Source organism: Arthrobacter pityocampae, from assembly GCF_002927275.1.
GTDB classification, from domain to species: Bacteria; Actinomycetota; Actinomycetes; order Actinomycetales; family Micrococcaceae; genus Arthrobacter_D; species Arthrobacter_D pityocampae.
Genome location: NZ_PRKW01000002.1, coordinates 555,801 through 564,879 on the forward strand (window position 1 = coordinate 555,801; position 9,079 = coordinate 564,879).

The window sequence follows — 9,079 nt, forward strand, 5'->3', positions numbered from 1 at the left end:
TCAGACCTTCGCGCCGCGGCGCTCGAGGGCCGCCTTGACGAGGCCGGCGAACAGCGGGTGCGGGCGGGTGGGACGCGAGCCCAGTTCGGGGTGGGCCTGCGTCGCGACGTAGTACGGGTGGACGTCCTTCGGCAGCTCGGCGAACTCGACCAGCTTGCCGTCCGTCGTCGTACCGGAGAACACGAGGCCGGCGTCGGCGATCTGCTCGCGGTACTCGTTGTTCACCTCGTAGCGGTGCCTGTGGCGTTCGAAGACCGTCGTCTTGCCGTAGGTCCCGGCGACCACGGAGCCCTCCTGGAGCTTGGCCTCCCAGCGGCCGAGGCGCATGGTGCCGCCCATGTCGCCGTCGCCGCTGACGATGTGCAGCTGCTCGGCCATGGTCGCGATGACCGGGTACTCGGTGTCCGGCTCGAACTCGCTCGACGACGCACCCTCGAGGCCCACGACGTTCCGCGCGTATTCGATGACCATGCACTGCAGGCCGAGGCAGAGGCCGAGGGTCGGGATCCTGTTCTCCCGGGCGTAGGTCAGCGCACCCAGCTTGCCCTCCAGCCCGCGGATGCCGAAGCCGCCCGGGATGCAGATGGCGTCGACGCCGTCGAGGGCCTGCCGCGCACCCTCAGGGGTCTGGCACTCGTCCGAGGGCACCCACTTGATGGTGACCTTCGCCTTGTTCGCGAACCCGCCGGCGCGCAGCGCCTCGGTGACGGAGAGGTAGGCGTCGGGCAGGTCGATGTACTTGCCGACGAGCGCTACCTCCACGTGGTGCTTCGGGTTGTGGACGACGTCGAGGAGCTTGTTCCACCGCGTCCAGTTGACGTCCTTGAACCTCAGGTCGAGCGCCTGGACGATGTACGCGTCGAGGCCCTGGGCGTGGAGCGTCTTGGGGATGTCGTAGATGCTCGGCGCGTCAGCCGCATTGACGACGGCGTCGATGTCGACGTCGCACATCCGGCCGATCTTCTCGCGCATCGCCATCGGCACCTCGCGGTCCGAGCGGATCACGATGGCGTCGGGCTGGATACCGATGGAGCGCAGCATCGCCACGGAGTGCTGGGTGGGCTTGGTCTTGAGTTCCTGCGAGGGCCCGATGTACGGGACGAGGGAGACGTGCAGGAAGAAGACGTTGTTCCGGCCGATGTCCTGGCGGACCTGGCGGGCCGATTCGAGGAATGGCTGCGACTCGATGTCGCCGACGGTCCCGCCGATCTCGGTGATGATGACGTCCGGGGCCTTCTTGCCCGGGGTCTGCTCCGCGGGCAGGCGCATGCGGCGCTTGATCTCGTCCGTGATGTGCGGGATGACCTGCACGGTGTCGCCGAGGTACTCGCCGCGGCGTTCCTTCGCGATGACCGTCGAGTACACCTGGCCGGTCGTCACGTTCGCCGACCCGTCGAGGTTCTCGTCGAGGAACCGCTCGTAGTGCCCGATGTCGAGGTCGGTCTCTGCACCGTCGTCCGTCACGAAGACTTCACCGTGCTGGAACGGGTTCATCGTGCCGGGATCGACGTTGAGGTAGGGATCAAGCTTCTGCATCGTCACGGAGAGGCCGCGCGCCCTCAGGAGGTGACCCAGGCTGGAGGCCGTCAGTCCCTTGCCGAGTGAGGAGGCCACGCCGCCAGTCACGAAGATGTGCTTGGTCGTTGCGGATTTAAGGAACCGGGAGTTTAGTTGCTGCGCCACGGAATTCGAGACTATCACCGAGCGGCGGTCCGGGCAGCATCGGCGAGCAGTTCCTCGGCGTGGGCACGGGCCGACGCCGAGTCCTCCTGGCCAGCGAGCATCCTCGCGAGCTCACGGACGCGCTCGTCCTCGGACAGGACCTCGACGTCGCTGGCCGTCACTCCCCCGCCCTCCCCGTCGCGGGAGACGTTCTTCGTGACGCGGATGTGCCGAGCCGCGAACGCGGCGACCTGCGGCAGGTGGGTGACCACGATGACCTGGACGTGCTCGGCCAGCATGGCCAGGCGGCGTCCGATCTCCACGGCGGCCTTCCCGCCGACGCCCGCGTCCACTTCGTCGAACACGAAGGTGGGCACCGGGTCGACGGCGGCGAGGACCACCTCGATGGCGAGCATGACGCGGGAGAGCTCTCCGCCGGAGGCCCCCTTGCCCAGGGCGCGCGGGGCGGAGCCGGGATGCGGCTGCAGGTTGAAGGCGATGTCGTCCGCGCCGTGGGCGGTCAGCGCCTCTCCCGGTGTGACCTCGATGAGCAGGTCGGCGTCCGGCATGGCCAGCGCGGTCAGCTCGTCGCTCACCTTCCGGGCAAGGGTACCGGCCGCTGCGCGGCGCAGGGCGGACAGCGTGTCCGCGAGGTCGTGGACCTGCCGGTCCAGGTCGGTGATGACGTCGTCGAGCTCCTCCACGCGAGAGGAGTCACCGCTGAGTTCGAGCAGCCGCTTGACGGCGTCCTCCTGCCACGCCAGGACCTCGTCGATGGTGGGGGCGTACTTCCGGACGAGGACGGAGAGGGCGGCACGCCGCGACTCGACCTCCTCGAGCCGGCCCGCACCCTCGCTGTCGAGCGCCGTCCCGTAGCCGGCCAGCTCCGCGGAGATGTCCGCCAGGAGGTAGCCCACCTCCGCGAGCCGCTCGGCGAGCCGGCCCAGGTCGGCGTCGTGCTCGGCGACGGCCTCGAGCTGGCGTTTCGCCTCGTCGACCAGCGAGACCGCGTCCGCGCTGGCCCCGATGTCCTCGGACACGAGGGCCTGGTGGGCCACCAGGGCTGCGGTGCGGAGCTCCTCGAGGTTGCCGAGCCGCATCGACTCGGCCTTCAGTGCGGCGTCCTCCCCCGGCTGCGGGTCGAGGTCGCCGATCTCCGTCAGCGCCGCCTCGAGACCCTCGGCCTCCCGCAGGCGCTCCCGCGCTTCGCTCCGCAGCCGGTCCCGTTCGGCGAGGGCGTCGCGCCACTGCCGGAAGGCCTCCCCGTAGGCGCGGAGGGCTTCCTCGACGGGCTTGCCACCGAACTTGTCGAGTGCCTGGCGCTGGGCGGCGGCGCCCTTCAGCCGCAGCTGGTCCGACTGCCCGTGCACGACGACGAGCTCATCGCCCAGCTCGGCGAGGACCCCGACGGGCGCCGCGCGGCCGCCCACGTAGGCCCGGCTGCGGCCCTCGCTGGTCACGGTGCGGGCGAGGATCAGTTCGGCGACGCCGTCGTACTCCTCCAGGGCGGCGCCGGCCTCCGCGGCCCGCAGGACGGCGGGGCTCGTCGGTTCGAGGCGCAGCACCGCCTCGGCGGACGCGGAGCCCGCACCGAGCCGGACGGCACCGGCGTCGGACCGGGCACCGCGGAGCAGACCGAGGGCCGTGATGACCATCGTCTTGCCCGCGCCGGTCTCACCCGTGACGACTGTCAGGCCGGGCCCGAGGCGGAGGGTGGCGTCGGTGATGACGCCGAGGTCGCGGATGCGCATCTCCTCGATCATGGTGTGTGTCCGTCCTGGTGCTGCACGGGGCCCCGCCACCCCTGGGTGGGCAGTTCGAACTTGCGGACGAGGCGTTCGGAGAACGGCGTCCGCCGGGTGCGGGCGAGACGCACCGGGTTGTCGGAGCGCCGCACCTCGACGCGGGCACCGGGCGGCAGGTCGAGGTGGCGCCGCCCGTCGCACCAGAGGACGCCCGCGGCGTCGGTGCGGGTCAGCAGTTCGACGGCGAGCACGGAGGTGGGCGCGACGACGAGCGGCTTCGCGAACAGGGCGTGGGCGCTGATCGGCACCATGAGCAGCGCTTCGACCTCCGGCCAGACGATGGGCCCGCCGGCGGAGAAGGCGTACGCGGTCGATCCGGTAGGGGTGGCGAGGACCACGCCGTCGCACCCGAAGGAGCTGACCGGGCGGCCGTCGACCTCCATGACCACCTCGATCATGCGTTCGCGGCTCGCCTTCTCGATGGCGGCCTCGTTCAGTGCCCAGCTGCGCCCGAGCAGGGTGTCGCCCTGCCAGACGAGCACGTCGATGGTGGTCCGCTCCTCGACGGTGTAGTTGCGGTCCGCGACCCAGCGCACCGTCTCGGCGAGGTCCGCCCGCTCGCTCTCCGCGAGGAAGCCCACGTGCCCCAGGTTCACGCCGAGCAGGGGGATCTCCGCCTCCCGCACGAGCTCCGCGGCGCGCAGGATGGTGCCGTCGCCGCCGAGGACCATGACGAGTTCGACGTCGCCGAAGTCGACGCCGTCGCCCAGCTCCTCGGCGGGCGCGGCGGAGGCCCCGTACTCGACCCGGAGGTCTGCGAGTTCCTCGGAGCGCATGACGGGCTGGAGCCCGAGGTCGTGGAGGCCCGTGCATGCTTCCTGCGCCGCGATCATCGCGTTCCTGCGGCCGGTGTGCGCGAGCACCAGAATTCGTCTAGTCATCAAGCTCCGTCTGATTGGTCGGTCGGGGCGGCGGGAAGAGTGCTGCCCTCTCGAGCGCCTGGTCCGTCAACCGGTCGAGCTCCCCCTCGATCCTAGGCACCATCGCCCGGCTCGGCATCTTTATCCACACGAAGTACTCCAGGTTGCCATCCTGTCCGGGCAATTCGCTCTGCGCGACACCGGCGATGTCCAGCCCGCACCCGAGGGCGCTGCGCAGCACGCCGGCGACCGCGCGGCGGCGGGCGTCCGGAGACGTGACCACGCCGAGGCGGTTGAGACCGCTGCGCCCCACCTCGAACTGGGGCTTCACCATCAGGAGGAGGTCGCCGCCGGGGAGCGTGGCGCCCGCCAGGGCCGGCATCACCAGCCGGAGGGAGATGAAGGAGAGGTCCGCGACGGTCAGCCCGACCGGTCCGCCGATGTCCTCGGGGGCGAGGTGACGGACGTTCATGCCCTCGAACACGTGCACCCGGGGATCGTCGCGCAGCTGCTGCACGAGCTGGCCGTGTCCGACGTCGACCGCCGCGACCTCGCGCGCACCGCGCCGGAGCAGGACGTCCGTGAAACCTCCGGTGGAGGCCCCGGCGTCGAGGCAGCGGAGACCGGCCGGGTCGACGCCGGGGAAGGCGCGCAGGGCGCCGTCGAGCTTGGTGCCGGCACGGCTCACGTAGTCCTCGCCCTGCCCCTCGACGGCGAGGACGTCGTCCGGTAGGACGGGGACAGAGGGCTTTCGTGCCACGACGCCGTCGCGGAGCACCCTGCCGGCACCGATCAACTGGGCTGCGTGCGAGCGGGAGCGTGCGAGTCCCCGGGCCACGAGTTCCTGGTCAAGGCGCGCCATGGGCCCCCGCCTGACGGAGCGCCCGGTCCGGGTCCAGCTCCCCGGCCAGGCGGTCGTGGACGTCGAGGTACACGTCGGCGTGCTCCGCGACCGGGAGGTCCTCGAGCCCGTCGAGGAGCCCGAGGATCCTGTCGACGCGCGGGTCGTCCGTCGGTGACGGAATGCCGCGTGCCGGCACGGCGTCCTGCGCCTCGTCCATTCGATTCCTCCCTGGTGTCTGCCCGTTACCCCGGGTGCTGCGCTGCGCGCACGGTCCGTCCTGCGTCCAGCCTAGCCAGCGGCCTCGAAGCGCACGGCAGGCGCGGCCGCCGTCGCCGTATCCGGGTGGACGGCCCACCAGGCGGCACAGGCGGCACGCCAGCTGTCGACGTCGTCCTCGCGGCCGGAGACGACCACCTCGGACTCCGAGGCGCGGGCCGTCGACATGTTGCAGGTGGCGGCGGCGCCGTCGACGGTGACCGCGGGATACTCCTCGTACAGCTCGGAGAGGGAGGCGAGGAGGTAGTCGGGGCGCTCCTCGGCGCGCGCGCCCAGGGCGGTCCTCCCGGAGTCCACCCCGGTGAGGACGAGGGCCGTCGCCAGGCCCGCCCGGTTGCCGCCCAGGATGTCCGTGTCGAGGCGGTCCCCCACCACGAGGGCGCGTTCGACGCCCGAGTGGCGTGCCGCCGTCAGGAAGAGGGCCGCCTCCGGCTTCCCGGCCACCGCCGGCGACTTCCCCGTCGCTGAGGTGACCGCAGCGACGAGGGTTCCATTACCCGGGGCGATCCCGCGCTCCTGCGGGATGGACAGGTCGGTGTTCGTCGCTACCCACACGGCACCCCCGGCGACGGCGTATGCCGCCTCCGCGAGGTCCTTCCAGCCGAGGGTGGGCGAGAAGCCCTGGATGACGGCGGCCGGCTCGTCCTTCGCCGATCCGACGACGACGAGCCCCTGCTCCCGCACGCATTCCGCGAGGGCCTCACTGCCGACCACCAGCACCGACGAGCCGTCGGGCACCAAGCCGGCCAGCAGTTCGGCGCCCGCCAGAGCGGACCCGAAGACCTGATCGGCGCGGGCCGGCGCGCCGAGCTCCCGCAGGTGTGCGGCCACCTGCTCGGAGGACCGCGATGCGTTGTTCGTGACGTAGGCGAGGCTCTTGCCCTCACCGGCGAGCCGTTCCAGGGCCGCCGTGGCGCCCGGTATGGCGTGCGGGCCGGCGTACACGACGCCGTCGAGGTCCGCGAGCACTCCGTCGTAGGCGTCGATCAACCGGTCAGTCATCGACGGCGTCCCTCGACGACGACTCCGACAGCGACTCCGACGGCGACTGGTCGGTCGCGGCGGAGAACTCGACCAGGGACGACGGGGCAGTCATCGCGCTGGTGTCCTTGGTGTGCTTGATCGACTCGGCGTCTTCGATGCCCTTGGACTCCTTGGACTCCTTGGACTCCTTTCCACCCTTGGCGGCTTTGAGCTCTTTTGTGCCCTCGGAACCCTTGGCTGCCTTGGACTCCTTCACACCCTTCGAGCTCTTGGCCGCCTTGGACTCCTCCGTACCGTCCGCGTTCTTGGCGCTCTTCGCGTCCTTTCCGCCCTTGGCGGCCTTGGACTCCTTGGCCTTCTTGGCCTTCTTGACGGACTTGGCCTTCTGGGGGGTATCCGTGTCCTCAGGGCTCTCGACGTCATCAGCACCGCCGGCACTGTCAGCATCTCCGACGGCCGACGGCGCGGAATCCCCGGCCCCGGCATCATCCATGCTGAACAGCATTTCGGCCTGAAGCGGCTGCACCGAGGCCGCAGACTCACCGGCCCGGATGGCGTCGGCAGGCACCGGTCCGATGCCTGCACGCTCGCTCTTGGCTGCCCCGGCGGTGTCCCCTGCCGGTGCATCCTCCACGATCGGGGCAACCTCCACGACGGGCTCGTCCTCCACGATCGGCACTTCGAGCCCGTCGTCCGTCAGTGCAACGACAGTCTGGACGCCGACCTCCGGCGAAGCATCTGCCGGTTCCTCGGCTCGCGCCGGAGAGGCCTCCGGCTCGCTCGGGTCTTCCTGCCCGTCCTCGACGTCGTCCTCAGGCGCGACTGCCACCGCGTCGTTCGACGCACTGGCGGCAAGCTGCTCGCTACCGGTGCGATGCTCAGCTGCGGTCCCGTCGGTATCAGGCTCATCAGCATCCGCAGAGGCGGGTGCTGCGGCCGGCGTACCGAGGACGTCGGACACCTTCGGCACCGGGCCGGGAGCGGGCTCGTCGTCCTCGCCTAGGTCGACGATGTCGGGCTCGAGCTCATCGTCCAGACCGAGAGCCTTCTCCGCGACCCGCGCCTGGCGCCGCCACTTCTCGGATTCACCCGTTCGACCGACCGCGTCGAGCGCCGCCGCATACGCACGGAACAAGCGGGGGCTGAAGGAGAACGCCCGGTGCAGATCGAGCTGAGGGATCTCCAATGCGGCGACTGCGGCGTCGAGCTGGCCCAGATCCGAGCGCGCACCGGATACGACCATGGCGAGTTCTGCCTTGCCGGCGGGGTCCAGCGATTCGGCTTCCTCGCTGCGGGCGAGGTCGAGTGCCCTGTCCGGACGCCCGAGACCGCGCTCACAATCGGCCATGACGGGAAGGTGGACGTTGGACCCACTGATCCTGCGGAAAGTCCGGAATTCACGCAACGCTTCACCGTAGTGTCCTGCGCCGTACGCCGTCAGACCGACCGCTTCACGGACAGCCGCCAGTCGTCCGCCGCGGCGGCTGGCCGCGAGGGCATGCTGGAAGGCGAGTTCCGGGTCGAGGTCGAGCAGACGACCCGCCATCACCAGGTGCTTGGCAACCCACAGGGCGCTTCGCTCCTCGAGGTTGCGGATCTGCGCCCGCGTCACCCGGTCGAGTTCGTCGCCCTTCACGTCCTCGTCGATCTCCGGGGAGCGCTCCCTATCCGGTCGGTTGGCACTCCGAAGATCACGCGCATTATGAGGGCGCGGCGCAGCCGATTCTTCCGATCCGTAGCCCGAGTGTCGGTCGCTGCCCCGGCGCTCGGGACCGGCGCCTTTTTCCTGACGGTCCGATGGCCGTCGGTGGCTGTTACCGCGCTCGGGTGAACGCCGTTGTCCGCCGGACTTTCCGTCTCCGGATGAAGAACGCGCCTGCCATGGGCGATCGCGTCCCTCATCGGAGCGTCGCGTCGGCGCCTGTCCCCGATCGGACGACCGTGGCTGACGGTCCGATGCGGAACCCGACGACGACCGTCCACGGCTATCCGACGGTCCCTTCCGGGCCGACCGATCACCGGGGGGACGCCCTGCACTTCCTGCTTCCCGTGAACCCCCGCGCGTACGCGAGCGGTCCTCGTCGGGGTTGCGGGCAGCATCCCGGGAACGGACCTCATCTCCGTCACGGGGAGCCGATGAAGGAGTGCTCCGACCGGCCGACTTGGAGCCCCAGGAGTGGCGGCGTTCGGGCTGACCCGATTCTTCCTGACTGCCGTCCGGCGTTCCATCCGACTGGCGGGGGTCTCCGTCTCGTCCGGCAGTGTGCTCCTGCTCAGCCATGGCAGCGCGGTCCTCTCATCAGGTTCCGACATCTCTGCCGGCGGGTCTCTATTGTTCTGTGGGTACTACTCGTCTGCGACGTACTACTCATCTATGGAACCACGAAGCGGCGGGCCCTACTTCATCAGGATGCTGCAATCAGCCCCTTGTGATGCACGCCTCTGCTTCGTGTACCGGCCGGCGCACCGCGACGGCCAGAACCCCGCGCCACGCCTCCTAATCGTCTTGGAGGCGGATATGTGGTTAAAGGGGGGAAGGCCCCGACGTGGTGTCGGGGCCTTCCCTGGAAGTGGTTGTCCGGCGGTGTCCTACTCTCCCACACTCTCTCGGGTGCAGTACCATCGGCGCTGTGGGTCTTAGCTTCCGG

7 protein-coding genes are annotated in these 9,079 nt (G+C 70.3%); all 7 read right to left on the reverse strand.

Annotated features, from left to right (window positions below; genetic code table 11):
* Positions 1-1,701, reverse strand: coding sequence for a CTP synthase (gene pyrG / locus C4K88_RS06430; protein ID WP_104120774.1), 1,701 nt, complete (start codon positions 1,699-1,701; stop codon positions 1-3).
* Positions 1,698-3,425: a DNA repair protein RecN gene (recN, locus tag C4K88_RS06435; protein ID WP_104120775.1), complete on the reverse strand. Its 1,728-nt coding sequence runs from the start codon at positions 3,423-3,425 to the stop codon at positions 1,698-1,700. Before recN ends, pyrG begins: the two co-directional genes overlap by 4 nt.
* Positions 3,422-4,348, reverse strand: coding sequence for an NAD kinase (locus C4K88_RS06440; RefSeq protein WP_104120776.1), 927 nt, complete (start codon positions 4,346-4,348; stop codon positions 3,422-3,424). The genes recN and C4K88_RS06440 overlap by 4 nt, the downstream gene beginning before the upstream one ends.
* Positions 4,341-5,189: a TlyA family RNA methyltransferase gene (locus C4K88_RS06445; RefSeq protein WP_104120777.1), complete on the reverse strand. Its 849-nt coding sequence runs from the start codon at positions 5,187-5,189 to the stop codon at positions 4,341-4,343. The genes C4K88_RS06440 and C4K88_RS06445 overlap by 8 nt, the downstream gene beginning before the upstream one ends.
* The gene (locus tag C4K88_RS06450; RefSeq protein ID WP_104120778.1) at positions 5,176-5,388 is read right to left on the reverse strand and encodes a hypothetical protein; all 213 of its coding nucleotides are present in this window, start codon (positions 5,386-5,388) and stop codon (positions 5,176-5,178) included. The genes C4K88_RS06445 and C4K88_RS06450 overlap by 14 nt, the downstream gene beginning before the upstream one ends.
* Before the next feature lie 71 nt (positions 5,389-5,459).
* A complete protein-coding gene (locus C4K88_RS06455) occupies positions 5,460-6,449 on the reverse strand; it encodes an HAD-IIA family hydrolase (RefSeq protein ID WP_104120779.1) in 990 nt (329 codons plus the stop codon).
* Positions 6,442-8,067 (reverse strand): hypothetical protein, encoded by a 1,626-nt coding sequence (locus C4K88_RS17725; RefSeq protein ID WP_241521737.1) that lies wholly within the window; start codon positions 8,065-8,067, stop codon positions 6,442-6,444. The genes C4K88_RS06455 and C4K88_RS17725 overlap by 8 nt, the downstream gene beginning before the upstream one ends.
* Positions 8,068-9,079: the final 1,012 nt, after the last annotated feature.

Coding starts and splice junctions, on each gene's coding strand:
- C4K88_RS06445 (WP_104120777.1), bottom strand. CDS start 5,189: ATGGCGCGCCTTGACCAGGAACTCGTGGCCCGGGGACTCGCACGCTCC.
- recN (WP_104120775.1), bottom strand. CDS start 3,425: ATGATCGAGGAGATGCGCATCCGCGACCTCGGCGTCATCACCGACGCC.
- C4K88_RS06455 (WP_104120779.1), bottom strand. CDS start 6,449: ATGACTGACCGGTTGATCGACGCCTACGACGGAGTGCTCGCGGACCTC.
- C4K88_RS06450 (WP_104120778.1), bottom strand. CDS start 5,388: ATGGACGAGGCGCAGGACGCCGTGCCGGCACGCGGCATTCCGTCACCG.
- C4K88_RS06440 (WP_104120776.1), bottom strand. CDS start 4,348: ATGACTAGACGAATTCTGGTGCTCGCGCACACCGGCCGCAGGAACGCG.